This window comes from Arthrobacter alkaliphilus (genome assembly GCF_021483235.1).
GTDB lineage: Bacteria > Actinomycetota > Actinomycetes > Actinomycetales > Micrococcaceae > Arthrobacter > Arthrobacter alkaliphilus.
This window is the reverse complement of the sequence record NZ_JAKEEC010000001.1, coordinates 1-17586: the sequence shown is the minus strand read 5'-3', so window position 1 is coordinate 17586 and position 17586 is coordinate 1. Positions and strand designations below refer to the sequence as shown.

Here is a 17586-nt window from a genome sequence, read left to right as displayed (position 1 = left end):
TTATCGGTCGGGGCACTTTCGTGTCCACATTCACACACCCATCCTAGGGAGCGGAGTCCGTCGGGTGTCCAGTCAGGGGCTGCGCGGGGTGGTTCGCCGTAATCTGCGCGCTGCCTTCCGCCGATCCCCGGTCACCTATGCCCGGTTTCCTCTCGACGCCCGGTCAGATTTGCCCTGTTTCCTCTCGACGCCCGGTCAGGTGTGGGGTGTTTCCGGGCGATGCTAGGTCAGATATGCCCGCCTCCCGTCGACCCCCGGTCACATATGTCCTGTTTTCGGCCGATCCCCGGTCACATATGTCCTGTTTTCGGCCGATCCCCGGTCAGATTTGCCCTGTTTCCGGACGACGCTCGGTCAGATTTGCCCTGTTTCCGGACGACGCCCGGTCAGGTATGGGGTGTTTCCGGGCGATGCCCGGTCAATTCGATTCTTAGAGCGCCCGACGGCGGTACCAGCGGCTCGGTGCGGAAGTCGCCGTCGGGCGGGGGCCCACCTCAAACGCATGCCGTCCATCTCCGGTATATCTCCGGTGGCCGTTTCATGCATGACCTTCCTGGATATCCTGCGGCGACAACTTCACCGGTAGTCGGAAGGCTGTTGGTAGGTGACCGGGGTCGGCGGGTATCGGGCGGGATGTGACCGGGGGGTGGCGGGGATCGGCCGGGATGTGACCGGGGGGTGGCGGGGATCGGGCAAGATGTGGCCGGGGGTTGGCGGGAGTCGGCCGGTAGGTGGCCGGGGGTCGGTGGGAATTGGCCGGGATGTGGCCGGGGGTCCGCCGGGATCGCCCAAGATGTGACCGGGGGTCGGAAAAAGGCATGCATAAATATCGGTCACTATGAATAGTTTTGCTGTATAGTCGTGTCATGACTATTTCTGTTGCCGTCTCCGGTGCCAGCGGCTACGCCGGGGGAGAGGTCTTGCGCCTTTTGGCCGGCCATCCGGATGTCACCATCGGTGCCATCACCGCGCACAGCAATGCCGGTTCCAGACTAGGGGAGTTGCAGCCGCATCTCCATGGTTTGGCCAACCGTATTCTCGAAGACACCAGTGTGGAGAACCTCGCCGGCCACGATGTGGTGTTCCTGGCGCTCCCGCATGGAACGTCGGCCGGGATCGCGGCACAGTTGCCTGAGGGCACTTTGGTGATCGACGCCGGCGCGGACCACCGGCTCGAAGATCCGGCAGCCTGGGAAAAGTTCTACGGATCTGCCCATGCGGGGACCTGGCCCTACGGGCTTCCGGAGCTTCCCGGCCAGCGCGAGGCCCTCAAGGGGGCGAAACGGATCGCAGTGCCGGGTTGCTATCCGACGTCGGCCCTGCTCGCCCTCACGCCGGGCTTCGCCAACCAGCTTCTCCAGCCGGACGATGTCGTGATTGTTTCCGCCTCCGGCACGTCGGGCGCCGGCAAAGCAGCGAAGGTCAACCTCATCGGCTCCGAAGTCATGGGTTCCATGAGCCCGTATGGCGTAGGCGGAGGACACCGCCACACCCCCGAGATCGAGCAGGGGCTGTCCAACGCAGCCGGTGAACGGGTCACGGTATCCTTCACGCCCACCCTCGCCCCCATGAGCCGGGGCATCCTCAGCACGGCAACGGCAAAGGTGAAGCCGGGCGTCACGGCGGCAGACCTGCGCAGCGCCTGGGCGGAAGCGTACGACGACGAACCCTTCGTCCACCTGTTGCCCGAAGGCCAGTGGCCCACCACCAAGTCGGTGCAGGGCTCCAACCACGCCGTCATGCAACTCGCCTTCGACGAGCACGCAGGCCGCGTGATCGTCACCTGCGCCATCGACAACCTGACCAAGGGGACCGCCGGCGGCGCCGTGCAGTCCATGAACATTGCCCTCGGCCTGGACGAATCCGCCGGCCTCAACGTCCAAGGAGTAGCCCCGTGACCATCACCTCACCCAAGGGATTCCGGGCCGCCGGCGTCAAAGCCGGCATCAAGGCATCGGGCAATCCGGACCTCGCCCTGGTTGTCAACGACGGCCCCCTGAAGGCCGCCGCCGCCGTGTTCACGTCCAACCGCGTCGCCGCGGCCCCTGTGCACTGGTCCCGCCAGGTTGTCTCCGACGGACGCGTTGACGCAGTGGTGCTGAACTCCGGCGGCGCCAACGCCTGCACCGGCCCGCAAGGATTCCAAAACACGCACGCAACCGCCGAAAAAGCCGCAGATGTCCTCGGCATCTCCGCCTCCGACGTCGTTGTCTGTTCCACGGGCCTCATCGGTGAGCAACTGCCTATGGACAAGATCATCCCGGGCATCGAAGCCGCGTTCGCGGAACTCTCCGAAAACGGCGGCACCGCGGCCGCTACGGCAATCATGACTACGGACACCGTGGCGAAGGAAGCAGTCTTCAGCGGCACCGACACCGAAGGCAACACCTTCACAGTCGGAGGCATCGCGAAGGGCGCCGGCATGCTGGCGCCGGGCCTTGCAACCATGCTCGTGGTGCTCACGACGGACGCGCAGGTCCCTGCTGAAGAGCTCGACGTCGTCCTCCGCGACGCCACGCGCGTCACCTTCGACCGCACTGACTCGGACGGTTGCATGTCCACCAATGACACGGTCGTCCTGCTTGCTTCCGGGGCTTCCGAGGCCATCCCGTCCGTTGAGCAGCTCGGCGCCGGAATCACCCAGGTGTGCGCCGAACTTGCCCGGAAGCTGATCGGCGACGCCGAAGGTGCCAGCCACGACATCGCCATCCGGACATTCAACGCGGCGAGCGAGCGCGACGCCGAAATTGTCAGCCGCTCAGTGGCCCGTTCCAACCTGTTCAAGACCGCGATCTTCGGCAAGGATCCCAACTGGGGCCGGGTCCTTTCTTCGGTAGGTACAACTGATGCCGTGTTCGAGCCCGACCAGCTCAATGTCTCGATGAACGGTGTCCAGATCTGCCGCAATGGCAGCATCGGCGAGGACCGCACCCTCGTGGACCTCGAACCACGCGAAGTCCTCGTTGAAATCGACCTGCAGGCCGGCGACGCCGAAGCCACCATCTGGACCAACGACCTCACGCACGACTATGTGCACGAGAACAGCGCCTACTCGAGCTAGACGGGAATGACGATGACCGCCCGCACCCCCGAGAACACCGCAACAAGCGCCGATTCGGCAAAAACTGCCCAGGACAAGGCCGCGACGCTGATCGAGGCGCTGCCGTGGATCCAACGCTTCGCCGGCACCACCATGGTGATCAAGTACGGCGGCAATGCCATGGTGAACGAGGAACTCCGGCGCGCCTTCGCCGAGGACATCGTGTTCCTGCACCATGTGGGCATCCACCCCGTGGTGGTGCACGGAGGCGGCCCGCAGATCAACTCGATGCTGGGCCGGCTCGGGATCGAGTCCGAATTCAAGGGGGGCCTGCGTGTCACGACCCCCGAGGCCATGGACGTGGTCCGCATGGTGCTCACCGGACAGGTTGGCCGCGAGCTCGTGGGGCTCATTAACTCACACGGGCCGTACGCCGTCGGCATGTCCGGTGAAGACGGCGGACTCCTGCGTGCCGTGCGCACCGGCACCGTGGTGGACGGCGAGGAAGTGGACCTCGGCCTGGTGGGCGAAGTGGTGGGTGTTGATCCCAGGGGTATCGAAGACATCCTCGACGCCGGCCGCATCCCGGTGATCTCCACGGTCGCCCCCGAGATCCTCGACGAAGGGGATGGCACCGGGTCCACCACCGGGCAGGTCCTCAACGTCAACGCGGACACCGCAGCCGCGGCAGTCGCCTCGGCGCTGGGCGCCTCCAAGCTCGTCATCCTGACCGACGTCGAAGGCCTGTACGCCAACTGGCCGGATAAGTCCTCGCTCATTTCCTCGCTGACGGCGTCCGAACTCCGGGACATGTTGCCGCGCCTTGAGTCCGGGATGATCCCGAAAATGACGGCCTGCCTGAAGGCCATTGACGAAGGAGTGGAGCAGGCGCACATCGTCGATGGCCGCCTGCCGCACTCGATGCTCCTTGAAACATTTACGACGGCGGGCATAGGAACCCAGGTCGTCCCGGACGAAGAAGAAGTGAACTGATGAACGAAGCAGAATTGGTCGAAACGCCTGCAGAAGCGCTCGTCTCCACCAGCACGGGGGCCGACTGGCTTTCCCGTTACTCTTCCTCGCTCATGGGCGTCTTCGGCACTCCCCAGCGGGTCCTGGTCCGTGGTGCCGGAGCGCTCGTATGGGACGCCGACGGCAAGGAGTACCTGGACCTCTTGGGCGGCATCGCAGTGAACGCCCTGGGCCATGCGCACCCGTTCGTCACATCGGTGATCTCCAGCCAGCTGGCCACCCTGGGCCACGTCTCGAATTTCTTCACGAGCCCCACGCAGATCGCGCTCGCCGAGAAGCTCCTGGCCATCACCAATGCCCCCGCCGGGTCCAAGGTGTTCTTCGCCAATTCCGGCACCGAAGCCAACGAGGCCGCGTTCAAGCTGGCGCGGCGCAACAGTTCCGGCACGCGCACCAAGATCGTCGCCCTGGAAGGCGCGTTCCATGGCCGCACGATGGGTGCGTTGGCCCTGACCGCCAAGGAAGCGTACCGGGCCCCGTTCGAGCCGCTGCCCGGCGGCGTCGTCCACATCCCGTTCGGCGACATCGAGGCGCTCCGTGCCGCCGTCGACGAAACCACTGCCGCGGTCTTCCTCGAACCCATCCAGGGCGAAGCCGGGGTCCGCCCGCTCAGCCCTGAGTACCTGCGGGCAGCCCGCGAGGCCACGAACAAGGCGGGCGCGCTCTTGATCCTGGACGAGGTCCAGACCGGCATTGGACGAACCGGCAAGTGGTTGGCCAGCGAAGACGCCGGAATCGTGCCCGACGCCGTGACCCTCGCCAAGGGCCTGGGCGGCGGTTTCCCGGTAGGCGCGCTCGTCACGTTCGGGGAGTCGACGTCGTCGCTCCTGACCGCGGGCCAGCACGGCACCACGTTCGGCGGCAACCCTGTGGCCACAGCCGCGGCCCTCGCCACACTGCACGCCATTGAGAGCCAGGGCGTGCTGGTGAACGTTCGTAACGTGGGCGCCCACCTGCGGGCCGGACTGTCCGACGTCGACGCCGTCACCGAAGTGCGGGGCGAAGGCCTCCTGATCGGCTTCGACCTGGACGCCGACATCGCTTCCGCGATGGTCACTGCCGCGCTCGACGCGGGCTTCATCATCAACAGCCCCGGCCCGCGCACCATCCGGCTGGCCCCGCCGCTCATCCTGACCACCGAGCAAGCCGACCGCTTCCTCGACGCGCTGCCGGGCATCATTCGTGCCGCAGCCCAAACCGCTAAGGACGCACAGTGAATACCACCCGTCACTTCCTCAAGGACACGGACCTCACACCGGCCGAGCAAGCCGAGGTGCTTGAGCTGGCAGCTCGGATGAAGGCCGCACCGTACAGCGTCCAACCCTTCGCGGCTGCCGGAAACGGGCGCAAGACCGTCGCCGTCATTTTCGACAAGACCTCCACCCGGACGCGCGTCTCTTTCGCCACCGGAATCGCCGACATGGGCGGCAACGCGCTCATCATCAACCCTGGCGAGGCGCAGATCGGCCACAAGGAGTCCGTCGAGGACACCGCGAAAGTGCTCGAACGCATGGTCTCCACCATCGTCTGGCGCACCGGAGCTCATTCCGGGCTCGTCGCCATGGCCGAAAACTCCAAGGTTCCCGTCATCAATGCCCTGTGCGATGACTACCACCCGTGCCAGTTGCTCGCGGACCTGCTGGCGGTCAAGGAACACAAGGGCGACCTCAAGGGCCTGACCATGGCCTACTTGGGCGACGCCGCGAACAACATGGCCAACTCCTATTTGCTGGCAGGCGTCACGGCGGGAATGCACGTCCGGATCTCCGGCCCGGACGGTTACCTGCCCGCCGCAGACATCGTCGCCGAAGCGGAGGAACGAGCTGCCGAAACCGGCGGTTCCGTGCTCATCACCAAGGACGCGGCAGAAGCGCTCAAGGGGGCCGACGTCGTCGCCACCGACACGTGGGTGTCCATGGGCCAGGAAGCTGAAAAAGAAGCCCGGATGCAGCTCTTCCGGGAATACTCCGTGGACGAGGCGGCCATGGCGCACGCCGCACCCGACGCCGTCGTGCTCCACTGCCTGCCCGCCTACCGGGGCTATGAAATCTCCGCCGGCGTCATCGACGGCCCCCAGTCCATCGTATGGGACGAAGCCGAGAACCGCCTGCACGCCCAGAAGGCGCTGATGGCCTGGCTCATGCACAGGTCGGGCCTCGCCTTCGTGGACGGTCTTGCCCCGGTTGAAGGCACCGGAGAGAGCACGTTCTAGTGTCCACCCATGCTGCGGCGCAAGGCGCCAGCCCCGCCACCAAGATTGCCCGGCAGGCGCGGATCACCGCGATCCTGACCGGTGAGTCGGTGCGCTCGCAGGCCGAGCTGGCCGCTTTGCTGGCGGACGACGGCGTGCAGGTCACCCAAGCGACCCTCTCCAGGGACCTCGTGGAACTGGGGGCGGTCCGCGTTCGGGGCAAGGACGGTGCACTGGTCTACGCGGTCCCCGGCGAAGGTGGGGACCGCAATGCAAAGAGCGGTGTCACCCAGGAAATCCTGGACGCGCGCCTGTCGCGCCTTTGCGGCGAGTTGCTCGTGACCGCCGAAGCTTCCGGGAACATCGTGGTGCTGCGGACGCCGCCGGGTGCCGCCAACTTCCTCGCCTTGGCCATCGACCACTCGGTGATGCCGTCTGTATTGGGTACGATCGCAGGCGATGACACCGTGCTTTTGGTGGCCAGGGATCCGGACGGCGGCGCCGAACTGGCAGCCCGGTTCCTCCAGCTGGCCCAGGACGCCGGACCGGGGAACTAGCCAAGGCCGGCGAGCGAACCATTCCGGCCGGACCCACCCGGGCCTTCGGCCCGACCCAAGATTTGACTCAAAAGAACCAAGCAACAACAAAGGAGCCCTCTCGTGACTGAGCGCATTGTTCTGGCCTACTCCGGTGGCCTTGATACTTCCGTAGCGATCGGCTGGATCGGTGAAGCCACCGGTGCCGAGGTCATCGCCGTAGCCGTCGACGTCGGACAGGGCGGCGAGTCGCTCGAGACCATCCGCCAGCGCGCCCTGGGCTGCGGCGCCGTCGAGGCTTACGTGGCTGACGCCCGCGACGAGTTCGCGAACGAGTACGCAATGCCGACGCTGAAGGCCAACGCCCTCTACCAGGGCCACTACCCGCTGGTTTCGGCGATCTCGCGTCCCGTGATCGTCAAGCACCTCGTCAAGGCTGCCCGCGAATTCGGTGCCACCACCGTGGCGCACGGCTGCACTGGCAAGGGCAACGACCAGGTCCGCTTCGAGGTCGGCATCCAGACCCTGGGCCCGGACCTGAAGTGCATCGCACCGGTCCGCGACCTCGCCCTGACCCGCGACAAGGCCATTGCCTTCGCCGAGGAAAAGGGCCTGCCGATCGAGACCACCAAGAAGAACCCGTACTCGATCGACCAGAACGTCTGGGGACGCGCCGTCGAGACCGGATACCTCGAGGACATCTGGAACGCGCCCACCAAGGACATCTACGACTACACGGCCACCCCGGAGTTCCCACCGGCACCGGACGAGGTCGTCATCACCTTCGAAGCAGGCGTGCCCGTGGCCATCGACGGCGTCAAGCACACGCCGCTGCAGATCATCCAGGAAATGAACCGCCGCGCCGGCGCCCAGGGCGTTGGCCGCATCGACGTCGTCGAGGACCGCCTGGTGGGCATCAAGTCCCGCGAAATCTACGAAGCCCCGGGCGCGATGGCCCTCATTACCGCCCACAAACACCTTGAGGACGTCACCATCGAACGCGAGCAGGCCCGCTTCAAGGCGACGGTCGGCCAGCGTTGGTCCGAGCTGGTCTACGACGGCCAGTGGTTCTCGCCGCTCAAGCGCTCCCTCGACGCCTTCATCGAGGACACCCAGAAGTATGTCTCCGGCGACATCCGCATGGTCCTGCACGGTGGCCAAGCCATCGTCAACGGCCGCCGCTCCGACACCTCGCTCTACGACTTCGACCTTGCCACGTACGACACCGGCGACACCTTCGACCAGTCGATGGCCCGCGGCTTCATCGAGCTGTGGGGCATGTCCTCCAAGGTCGCCGCACGCCGCGACCAGCGGGTGCAGGGTAGCTAGTGGTATCCGCGACGAACGAAGGTGCACTGTGGGGCGGCCGGTTCGCCGGCGGCCCCGCGGACGCGCTGGCCGCGCTGAGCAAGTCCACGCATTTCGACTGGCGGCTGGCCCGCTACGACATCGCCGGGTCCAAGGCGCACGCCCGCGTGCTGCACAAAGCCGGGCTGCTGGACGACGCCGAACTCGAGGGCATGCTCGCAGCACTCACCCAGCTGGATGAGGACGTCGCGAGCGGCGCCTACCAACCTGCCGAGAGCGACGAGGACGTCCACGGTTCCCTCGAACGCGGGCTCATCGAGCGCGCCGGAACCCAGTTGGGCGGCAAACTCCGCGCAGGCCGTTCGCGCAACGACCAGGTGGCCACGCTGGGCCGCATGTTCCTGCGCGACCACGCCCGCATCATCGCCCGCGGGGTGCTCGCCACGGTCGATGCCCTTGTGGATCAGGCCAAGGCCCACCCCGGCGTCGCCATGCCGGGCCGGACCCACCTGCAGCATGCGCAGCCTGTCTTGCTGAGCCACCACCTCCTGGCCCATGCCTGGGCACTGTTGCGCGACGTGCAGCGGCTCCAGGACTGGGACAAGCGTGCCGGCGTCTCGCCGTACGGTTCAGGAGCCCTGGCAGGTTCTTCGCTCGGACTCGATCCCGAGGCCGTCGCCGCGGACCTTGGCTTCTTTTCCGCGGTCCACAACTCGATCGACGGCACCGCCTCGCGCGATGTCTTCGCCGAGTTCGCGTGGATCTGCTCGATGATCGGCGTGGACCTGTCGCGGGTCTCCGAGGAAGTCATCCTGTGGGCAACGAAGGAGTTCTCCTTCGTGACGCTGCATGATTCGTACTCCACGGGGTCCTCGATCATGCCGCAAAAGAAGAACCCGGATGTCGCGGAGCTTGCCCGAGGCAAGGCCGGGCGCCTTATCGGCAACCTGGCCGGACTGTTGGCAACGCTCAAGGGCCTGCCGCTCGCGTACAACCGCGATCTGCAGGAAGACAAGGAACCGGTTTTCGACGCCGCGGACACCTTGGAAGTGCTGCTCCCGGCCGTCTCCGGCATGATCGCAACACTCACGTTCAACACCGAGCGCATGGCCTCACTGGCACCCCAGGGCTTCGCCCTCGCCACGGACATCGCAGAGTGGCTCGTCCGCCAGGGCGTTCCGTTCCGCGAGGCACACGAGCTGTCCGGTGCCGCGGTCAAGCTTGCTGAAGGGCGCGGCGTCGAACTGTGGGACCTGACGGACGAGGAGTACGCGGGCATCTCGGAGCACCTGACGCCCGAGGTCCGCACCGTGCTCAGCACCGAGGGCTCGCTCAACAGCCGCAACTCGCAGGGCGGCACGGCGCCGGCCGCCGTCGAACGCCAACTGGCGGCCCTCGAGGCTGAGCTGGACAATGCGCGGGGGTACGCAAGCTAACGACGCGCGAGTTGGCATTTCGCGGCAATGTTTTTCGTGAGCATCGCCGTGAAATGCCAACTCGTTTGCGTTAAGCACCGTTAACTCTCTCGGCTACTATGGCGCTATGACCGAGATCACCACCTCAGCGCTTCTTGCCGAGCTCCACAAAGCAGCCGGCACTGTCACCGACGTTGTCGCCAAACTCGACGACGCCGATGTCAAAGCCCCTTCCGAGCTACCAGGGTGGACCCGCGGTCACGTGCTGGCCCACCTCACCGGCATCTCGAACGCAATGGCCAGGCAACTTGAATACGCCGCACGCGGCGAGATGATCGACATCTACGACGGCGGCTACGAAGGCCGTACCAAGGCCATCGAGCTGGCGGCGGGCCACAGCATCGCCGAACACCGCGACGCCATCGACGCGGCCCTGTCGCGCGTCCTGCGAGCCTTCGACGGGCTTGGGGACTCCGGCTGGAACACCCGGATCAGCTTCCGGAATGGAACCGTGCTCGACGGCGGCCTGGCCCTCTGGCGCGAACTGGTCATCCACGTCACGGACCTGGGAATCGGGCGCGGCCCGGAAAGCTGGAGCCGGCAGTTCTGCGAGCACCTCTTCGATTTCCTCTCGGCCCGTGTCCCGGCGGACCAGAAATTCGTGCTTCAGCCCCTGGGCCTGCCGCAGCTGGTCATCGGCTCGGGGCGGCAATCCATTGCGATCAACGGAATGATCACCGACATCGCAGCCTGGCTCGCCGGGCGGACGCCTACCCTGGGGAGCCTGCGGGCCTCGGCCGACGCGGACGGTGTTGACTTGCCGGAACTTCTCCCGTGGCCATCGGGCGTTCCGGCAGCGAGGTAGTGCCGCCGCGCTTACGTGCCGCTGCCCGCCACAGGTGCATCGTGGCGTAGGAACGCCATGGGCTCACGTTGCGGAAGTCGGCAGGCAGCCCTTCCGCGGCAGCCAGGTTCTTGAGCCCGTTCCGCACCGCTGCATCGTTGGCGAGGAAGACGTCCGGGGCGCCGATGACCCTCATCGCCACGTAGCCCACGGTCCAAGGCCCGACGCCGGGCAGCGGCAACAGCTTGTCGGCGAGCGTTTGGGGGTCGTCGCCATAGTCGAAGCCAAGCTCTCCGGTAGCCAGTGCGCTTGCCGCGGCCAGCACGGAATCTATGCGTCGCTGCGGGCCTTTGAGCAGTCCCCGGCCGGCATCGGCGATTTCTCCCGGAGTGGGAAACAAACGGTCCAGGCCCAGTGAGTGTCCCGCGTGCCCCTCCGGCAGGCGGGTTCCGGCGTCGGAAAGCTGGCCCAGAGCGGTGCGTGCCGCGGCTACTGTGATCTGCTGGCCGATCATCGCCCGGATCAGGAGTTCCTCGGGATCCACGGCGCCCGGAACCCGGATCCCGGGCGTTTCGCGGACCGACGGGGCGAGCCTGGCGTCGGAGGCCAACGCCTCGTCCACGGCCCCGGGATCGGCGTCGAGATCGAACAATCGCCGCACCCGGCTCAACAGCACGGGAAGATCGTGGAGGTCAAAGGTGGTGACGGCGAGCCTCAGCGCGCCGCGCGCCCCGGCGTCGTGCTCCACCGTGAACGCCGCATTGCCGTGGGGCAAGCGCAGAGTCCGCGAATAGCTGGCGGGACCCGCCAGCTCGATTCCGGGAATGGCACGCGCGGCAAGGAAATCGAAAATTCCCGTATCGAAAGGCTCCCGGTAGGGGAGGTTGAGGGTCAGGGAAGTGGCCTCGCCCTGCCTGTCCTGATGGCCGACGGGCTTCGCGGTGGCCCGAAGCGCCGAGGGAGTCAGGGCAAACACTTCGTTGATGGTGTCGTTGAACTGGCGGACGCTGTTGAACCCGGCAGCGAACGCCACGTCCGCCAGCTTCATCGGGGTGGAGACCAGAAGCGTCCTGGCAGTCTGCGCCCTGCTGGCCCGCGCCAAGGACAGCGGCCCGGCACCGAGTTCATGGCTGAGGATCCTGTTGAGCTGGCGGGAGGAATAGCCCAGCCTGTTAGCGAGTCCTTCGACGCCCACCCGGGAGATCGCGCCGTCGTTGATGAGCCGCATCGCCCTCCCGGCGACGTCCGAGCGCAGGTTCCAGGCCGGGGTGCCGGGGACCGCCTCCGGCAGGCAGCGTTTGCACGCCCGGTACCCGGCCTCGTGAGCGGCGGCCGACGTCTCGTAGAACGTCACATTTTCGGCCTTGGGTGTCCGGGCCGGGCACGACGGCCGGCAATAGATGCCCGTCGAGCGGACGGCCGTGAAGAACTGGCCGTCGAACCGGGGATCCCGCGCATCAATGGCGCGGTAGCGTTGCCAAAAGTCCATGACTTCATCCTCGCAGGCTTAGCAGCCCGGTCCTAGCGGAAATCGGACATCGCCGGCGCGGTCCATGTGGCGGATTCTTGCTAGTGTCTGGGCATGACAACGCAGGGTGCATCACCTGAAGCCATCAGGGCCATACTGTCCGGTGATCCGCGCGACGTTGCCCCTTTGCTCCTCGGTGCCGTGTTGAGCCACCGGACGCCGGAGGGCACGGTGTCCGTCCGGCTCAGCGAGGTGGAAGCGTACCTGGGTCCGCGGGACTCGGCCCAACCCGATCCCGGGTCCCATACCTTCGGCGGCCCGACCGCCCGGAACGCTCCCATGTTCGGTCCGGCAGGCCACCTCTATGTGTACTTCACGTATGGCATGCACTATTGCGCCAACATTGTCTGCGGTCCCGACGGCGTTGCCTCCGCGCTGCTGTTGCGGGCCGGTGAGGTGGTGGCCGGCCACAGCCTGGCACGATCCCGCCGTCCGGCGTCGAAATCGCCCATCGATCTTGCCAGCGGGCCTGCCCGGCTGGCGTCCGCGATGGGGCTGACCACCGCGGACAGCGGACGGGATGCCCTGGCCGAGCCTTTCGGACTCGAACTTCCGGTCAACCCGGCCGCACCATCGGCAGTCGCCAGGGGAGTCCGGGTAGGAGTGTCGGGCCATGGCGGTTCAGCCGACTACCCGTGGCGGTTCTGGCTCGATGGGGACCCGACCGTGTCCAGGTACAAGCCGGGCCGGAGCCGCGCCGTCGGGAAGCCTTTATAGCGGGCTGGCGAGGCGGCGCTTACGCGGCGTGTTCGGTCCGGGCAGGCTCGGCGACATAGGCACAGTGGTTGTCGGCCAATTCGAACGGTGCGAGGCGGTCAAGCAGGGAAGCGCGCACGTGGGGCCATTCGTCGCGCAGTATCGAGAAGACGGCCGTGTCGCAACGGCTGCCGTCGGGAGCGAAGCGGTGCCCGCGCAGGGTGCCCTCGTAACTGGCCCCGAGCCTCTGGATAGCAGAGGCGCTGCGCGCATTGCGGGCGTCGCAGCGGAAGGCAACCCGGTGGACGTCCAGCACCTCGAAGGAATACGCAAGCAACAGTTGCTTCGCGGCCGGATTGACGTGGCTGCCCCAGAACGGGCGCCCGTAGAAAGTACCGCCGATTTCCACGCGCTGCTGGCGCGGACTGTACTCGCACAGGGACGTGGTTCCGAGCAGCGCTCCGGTCCGCTGCTCGACGACGGCGAACGGCACGGTTGCCGGGTCTTCGAGGCGGGCGGCGAAGAGTTCGGCGAGTTCCATAGCGTTCAGCGGCTGGTCAGCGGCCATGCCGGACCACATCCCGGGGTCCACGAAATCGAAGAGCGGGCCGGCATGGGCGGGGGAGAGCGGGACCAGGCTGATGCCGTGTCGGGTGAGGGCAACGTCGTGCTGCATTGCAGCATTGAAGCACCCCCGGTGCGGAGGGAAAAGCTCAGGAGGTTAGCGCAGGGTGAACATTGTGTGACGCACCGGCGTGGAGGCAGTTTCACCCACGTCAAGCAAAACCGCTGTAGAATGGACGGTCCGTCTTTTTCGATAGGGGAACGATTCGATGCACGACGCTGATTTGATCCACGAGCGGGAGTACGTGGCCGGTCTCTACTCGCGCCTGGATGAGCTGCGCGAGGAAAAGCGCCAACAGCTCGCGCAGGTCCGGCGCGCCGGAGCGGTGGGCACCATGCAGAACGTTTCCGAGAGGGACGCCTTCGCGGCCCTGTACGAGGACCGCCTGGCCCAGCTCGACGCCGTCGACGACCGTCTCGTGTTCGGGCGCCTTGACCTGGACAGCGGAGAGGCGCAATACATCGGGCGCATCGGGCTGTCCACGGCAGACCTCCAGAGGCTCATGGTCGACTGGCGCGCCCCCGAAGCCGGCCACTTCTACCAGGCGACCGCCTTCGACCGGCAGGGCGTCCGCCGCCGTCGCCACCTGATCCTGCAGGGCCGGGAGGTCAAGGCGATCGAGGACGACGTCCTGGATGCCAGCCTGCTGGCGGACAACGAATCACTCCAGGGCGAGGGCGCACTCCTTGCCGCACTGAATTCGAAGCGGACCGGCCGCATGTCGGACATTGTCGGCACCATCCAGTCCGAGCAGGACCGGATCATCCGTTCGTCCATGTCGGGAGCACTGGTGGTCCAAGGAGGTCCCGGTACCGGCAAGACCGCCGTTGCCCTCCACCGCGCCGCCTACCTGCTGTACACCCACCGTGACCGCCTGAAGTCGGCGGGCGTGCTGCTCGTCGGCCCGTCGTCGTCGTTCATGCACTACATCGAGCGCGTCCTGCCTTCGCTCGGCGAGACCGGCGTCGTCATGGCGAGCCTTGGCCGCCTCATGCCCGGGATCCATGCTGTCCCGGAACAGGACCCCGATGTCGCTGCGCTCAAGGGCAAGCTGAACATGGCGGACGTGATCGCGAATGCCGTGGCCAACCGGCAGAGGACTCCCGCCGAGGACCGCATCCTCGAGGTTGATTCCCGCAAGCTCACGCTGACCGTCCGGCAGGTCCGCCGCGCCCGGGACAGGGCACGCGCCACCGGCAAACCGCACAACGAAGCACGCGTGACGTTCGTGAAGATCCTGCTGAGGGAGCTCACGGAGCAGCTCACCGAGATTGTCGAGGAATCGAACATCGGCAACAACGCCGACCGTTCCTACCTCGCCGAAGACGTGCGCTCGGCACGCGACGTCAGGATCGTCCTGAACCTGTGCTGGATGCCGATGACGCCCGAGAAGCTCGTTTCCGAGCTCTTCAGCAAGCCGGCCATCCTGGAAGCCTGCACCCCGCACCTCACGCCGGAGCAGCGCGCCCTCCTGCTTCGCCCGGCGGACGCCCCGTGGACCGAAGCGGATGTTCCGCTGCTCGACGAGGCCGCTGAGCTCCTCGGCGAGCTTGATCCCGCCGCCGGCAGGGGCTTGGCACAGCAAGAGCACGACCGTGCCCGTGACGTTGCCAACGCCAAGCAGACCCTGGCCAACATGGAGGCCATGGGTGTCGATGTCTTGATGACGGCCGAGGAACTGGCGGACCAGAACCAGGAGCGCGAAGCACGGCTGACTGCCGCTGAACGAGCCACGAGCGACCGTTCGTGGGCGTTCGGGCACATTGTGGTGGACGAAGCGCAGGAGCTCTCGCCCATGCAGTGGCGGCTGCTGGTCCGCCGCTGCCCGCTGAAGTCCTTCACGATTGTCGGCGACATCGCCCAGACGAGTTCCTCGGCCGGTGCGAATTCCTGGCAGAGTGCCCTCGCGCCGTCGTTCGGGGACCGCTGGCAGCTCGAAGAACTCACCGTGAACTACCGCACCCCTTCGCAGATCGCCGAAGCGGCAGTCCGCATGGCAAATCGCGCCGGGCTGGTTGTTTCGGCTCCCAAGGCCGTTCGCGAAGGCAAATGGTCGCCCATCGTGGACCGCGTGGACGAAGCGGAGATCGTCGACCGGCTCGTGGAGGTCCTTCCGGAGGAACTGGAAGCGATCGACGGCGGCCTCCTTGCCGTGATTGCCGACGGCGCCCTCTTGCCCCGGGCTGCGGCCGCCCTCCGCGGGGTCTATGGCGCCCGCGTGGGCACCGGAGCGGGGAGCTACTCGCAGGACATCGTGGTCATCAGCCCGAAGGAAGCCAAGGGCCTCGAGTTCGACGGGGTCGTGGTCCTCGAGCCTGCTGCCATGCTGAACCACGAACATGGGAAGGTCGGGGACCTTTACGTAGCCATGACCCGTCCGACCCAACGGTTGCGCCTCATTTCCGCCGCTCCGTTGCCGGCGGGTATCGAGCGCTGAGTACTGCTAACTTAGAAGTCGTGTCACACGTAAACAACCTCGAGTCCCAGCACAACGACCCGAGCTTTGCCAATATCTGGCAAGAGCTCAAATGGCGCGGCCTTATCCACGTTTCCACCGACGAAACGGAATTGGAAAAGCTGCTCGGCGGGGACCCGATCACGTATTACTGTGGCTTCGACCCGACGGCTCCGTCCCTGCACCTTGGCAACCTTGTTCAACTCCTGCTCATGCGGCGCCTTCAATTGGCCGGCCACAAGCCGCTTGGCCTGGTGGGCGGCTCCACCGGCCTGATCGGTGACCCGCGCCCGACGGCGGAACGCACCTTGAACACCAAGGACACCGTGTCGGAGTGGGTCGGCTACCTCCAGGCCCAGGTGCGCCGCTTCCTCAGCTTCGAGGGAGACAACGCCGCGCGCATGGTGAACAACCTTGACTGGACCGCGCCCCTGAGCGCCATCGATTTCCTGCGCGATATCGGCAAGCACTTCCGCGTGGGCACCATGCTCCGCAAGGATGCTGTTGCCTCCCGCCTGAGCTCCGATGAGGGCATCAGCTACACCGAGTTCAGCTACCAGATCCTGCAGGGCATGGACTACCTCCAGCTCAACCGCGACTACGGGTGCGTGCTGCAGACAGGCGGCTCGGACCAGTGGGGCAACCTAACCAGCGGCACGGAGCTGATCCGCAAGGTCGACGGGAAGACTGTCCACGCCTTGGGCACCCCCCTCATCACCAACTCGGACGGCACCAAGTTCGGTAAGAGCGAAGGCAACGCCATTTGGCTCGACGCCCACATGTGCAGCCCGTACGCCTTCTACCAGTTCTGGCTCAACACCGCGGATGCCGACGTCGTTGACCGGCTCAAGGTCTTCACTTTCCTTAGCCGCGCCGAGATTGAGGAACTTGGAGCCGCCGTTGCCGAGCGTCCGTTCGCACGCGAGGGCCAGCGCCGGCTCGCCTACGAAGTAACTTCGCTGGTTCACGGAGTGGACGCGACGGAGAAGGTGATTGCTGCTTCGGCCGCGCTGTTCGGCAATGGCGACCTTTCTGTCCTGGACGAAGTGACCTTGGCATCCGCAACTGCCGAATTGCCGTCCGCCTCCATCGGCGCGGATGGTCTCGGCATCGTGGACCTCCTGGTCGCTTCCGGACTCTCCGAGAGCAAGTCCGCTGCCCGTCGCACGGTGGGGGAGGGCGGTGCCTATGTGAACAACAGCAAGGTGACGGACCCCGACGCCGTCATCGACAGGGCGGAACTGCTTCACGGCCGGTACCTGTTGTTGCGCCGCGGCAAGAAGAACCTGGCCACTGTCGAAGTGACTGCCTGACGGGCTTCGGTTCTTCATTACACGCTCCTCACACGCTCCTCCGAAGCCGACTTGCGCGGCTCCGGGGGAGCGTGTAGTGTTTTCTGAGTCGCTGCCGCTGAAGCGGATAAATGCGACAAAATCCCATCGAGTGTGAATAATCCGGTTCGGACCAAAAGTCTGGAAATCGGATAATTTATCGACTCTTTGGGAAATTCGATTCGCTTGTGTGAATTTTCGGAGAAATCCTGGATTTGCAAAGTTGAAATGAATGAAATAAAGTTGAAACATCGCAGCGAAGAAATACGGAACAACGAATTGTTTCGGGAAGTATTCGGATNTCCGGGGTCGTGGATCGTGTTTTGTCCGGTGTGGTTCCTGGGTTTCGGGAGTTGTGCGGGACAGGCGGGTCTGGTAAGTTTGGAAAGTTGCTCCGGAGCGATCTTGGCCGTGTGGTTGGGTGGTGCCGGGTGTGTCTGTTGTTTGAGAACTCAATAGTGTGCCAAGTTTGTTGATACCGATTTTTTGATTGGTTGATTTTGCTGGGCTGCCCGCACCCCCGTGTGTGGTGGTCTGGTTTTCAGCTGGTTTCAGATTTTGTGCAGCTGTCTTTTGCCGTTATTT

Annotated in this window: 14 protein-coding genes; 12 read left to right on the top strand and 2 right to left on the bottom strand. The window is 65.7% G+C overall.

What is annotated here, in order from left to right; genetic code table 11:
* The first annotated feature begins 866 nt into the window (after positions 1-866).
* The 9 genes from argC to L0B83_RS00030 all read left to right on the top strand — a co-directional run bounded on the left by argC (position 867) and on the right by L0B83_RS00030 (position 10387).
* Positions 867-1898 (top strand): N-acetyl-gamma-glutamyl-phosphate reductase, encoded by a 1032-nt coding sequence (argC, locus tag L0B83_RS00070; RefSeq protein ID WP_234755873.1) that lies wholly within the window; start codon positions 867-869, stop codon positions 1896-1898.
* Positions 1895-3061: a bifunctional glutamate N-acetyltransferase/amino-acid acetyltransferase ArgJ gene (gene argJ, locus L0B83_RS00065; RefSeq protein ID WP_234755871.1), complete on the top strand. Its 1167-nt coding sequence runs from the start codon at positions 1895-1897 to the stop codon at positions 3059-3061. The genes argC and argJ overlap by 4 nt, the downstream gene beginning before the upstream one ends.
* 6 nt (positions 3062-3067) lie before the next feature.
* The gene (argB, locus tag L0B83_RS00060) at positions 3068-4033 is read left to right on the top strand and encodes an acetylglutamate kinase (protein ID WP_372461083.1); all 966 of its coding nucleotides are present in this window, start codon (positions 3068-3070) and stop codon (positions 4031-4033) included.
* Positions 4033-5289 carry an acetylornithine transaminase gene (locus L0B83_RS00055; protein WP_234755867.1) on the top strand — a complete coding sequence of 419 codons (1257 nt, stop codon included), beginning with the start codon at positions 4033-4035 and terminating at the stop codon, positions 5287-5289. The genes argB and L0B83_RS00055 overlap by 1 nt, the downstream gene beginning before the upstream one ends.
* Positions 5286-6284: an ornithine carbamoyltransferase gene (gene argF, locus L0B83_RS00050; protein WP_234755865.1), complete on the top strand. Its 999-nt coding sequence runs from the start codon at positions 5286-5288 to the stop codon at positions 6282-6284. Before L0B83_RS00055 ends, argF begins: the two co-directional genes overlap by 4 nt.
* Positions 6284-6820, top strand: a complete 537-nt coding sequence (locus L0B83_RS00045; RefSeq protein WP_234755863.1) for an arginine repressor — start codon at positions 6284-6286, stop codon at positions 6818-6820. Before argF ends, L0B83_RS00045 begins: the two co-directional genes overlap by 1 nt.
* A gap of 102 nt (positions 6821-6922) precedes the next feature.
* Positions 6923-8128: an argininosuccinate synthase gene (locus tag L0B83_RS00040; protein ID WP_234755861.1), complete on the top strand. Its 1206-nt coding sequence runs from the start codon at positions 6923-6925 to the stop codon at positions 8126-8128.
* Positions 8128-9543, top strand: coding sequence for an argininosuccinate lyase (argH, locus tag L0B83_RS00035; protein WP_234755859.1), 1416 nt, complete (start codon positions 8128-8130; stop codon positions 9541-9543). Before L0B83_RS00040 ends, argH begins: the two co-directional genes overlap by 1 nt.
* A gap of 106 nt (positions 9544-9649) precedes the next feature.
* A complete protein-coding gene (locus L0B83_RS00030; RefSeq protein WP_234755858.1) occupies positions 9650-10387 on the top strand; it encodes a maleylpyruvate isomerase family mycothiol-dependent enzyme in 738 nt (245 codons plus the stop codon).
* On the opposite strand, the gene L0B83_RS00025 is transcribed toward L0B83_RS00030, so the two are convergent.
* Positions 10293-11855 carry a DNA-3-methyladenine glycosylase 2 family protein gene (locus L0B83_RS00025; protein ID WP_234755856.1) on the bottom strand — a complete coding sequence of 521 codons (1563 nt, stop codon included), beginning with the start codon at positions 11853-11855 and terminating at the stop codon, positions 10293-10295. The two genes, L0B83_RS00030 and L0B83_RS00025, sit on opposite strands and share 95 nt — an antisense overlap.
* 93 nt (positions 11856-11948) lie before the next feature.
* On the opposite strand from L0B83_RS00025, the gene L0B83_RS00020 reads away from it, so the two are divergent.
* Positions 11949-12611 carry a DNA-3-methyladenine glycosylase gene (locus tag L0B83_RS00020; RefSeq protein ID WP_234755854.1) on the top strand — a complete coding sequence of 221 codons (663 nt, stop codon included), beginning with the start codon at positions 11949-11951 and terminating at the stop codon, positions 12609-12611.
* A gap of 19 nt (positions 12612-12630) precedes the next feature.
* Here L0B83_RS00020 and L0B83_RS00015 read toward each other — a convergent pair whose 3' ends face one another.
* Complete coding sequence (locus L0B83_RS00015) at positions 12631-13266, bottom strand: GNAT family N-acetyltransferase (RefSeq protein WP_234755852.1); 636 nt, start codon at positions 13264-13266, stop codon at positions 12631-12633.
* Between the two features lie 157 nt (positions 13267-13423).
* Here L0B83_RS00015 and L0B83_RS00010 point away from each other — a divergent pair, with 157 nt between their 5' ends.
* Complete coding sequence (locus tag L0B83_RS00010) at positions 13424-15652, top strand: helicase domain-containing protein (protein ID WP_234755850.1); 2229 nt, start codon at positions 13424-13426, stop codon at positions 15650-15652.
* A 20-nt stretch (positions 15653-15672) separates the two neighbouring features.
* Positions 15673-16983 (top strand): tyrosine--tRNA ligase, encoded by a 1311-nt coding sequence (gene tyrS, locus L0B83_RS00005; protein WP_234755848.1) that lies wholly within the window; start codon positions 15673-15675, stop codon positions 16981-16983.
* Positions 16984-17586 lie beyond the last annotated feature (603 nt).

Excerpts from the sequence above, each read along its gene's own strand:
- L0B83_RS00015 (WP_234755852.1), bottom strand. The coding sequence starts at position 13,266 with ATGCAGCACGACGTTGCCCTCACCCGACACGGCATCAGCCTGGTCCCG.
- argB (WP_372461083.1), top strand. The coding sequence starts at position 3,068 with ATGACGATGACCGCCCGCACCCCCGAGAACACCGCAACAAGCGCCGAT.
- L0B83_RS00030 (WP_234755858.1), top strand. The coding sequence starts at position 9,650 with ATGACCGAGATCACCACCTCAGCGCTTCTTGCCGAGCTCCACAAAGCA.
- L0B83_RS00025 (WP_234755856.1), bottom strand. The coding sequence starts at position 11,855 with ATGGACTTTTGGCAACGCTACCGCGCCATTGATGCGCGGGATCCCCGG.
- L0B83_RS00010 (WP_234755850.1), top strand. The coding sequence starts at position 13,424 with ATGCACGACGCTGATTTGATCCACGAGCGGGAGTACGTGGCCGGTCTC.
- L0B83_RS00055 (WP_234755867.1), top strand. The coding sequence starts at position 4,033 with ATGAACGAAGCAGAATTGGTCGAAACGCCTGCAGAAGCGCTCGTCTCC.
- argC (WP_234755873.1), top strand. The coding sequence starts at position 867 with ATGACTATTTCTGTTGCCGTCTCCGGTGCCAGCGGCTACGCCGGGGGA.
- L0B83_RS00020 (WP_234755854.1), top strand. The coding sequence starts at position 11,949 with ATGACAACGCAGGGTGCATCACCTGAAGCCATCAGGGCCATACTGTCC.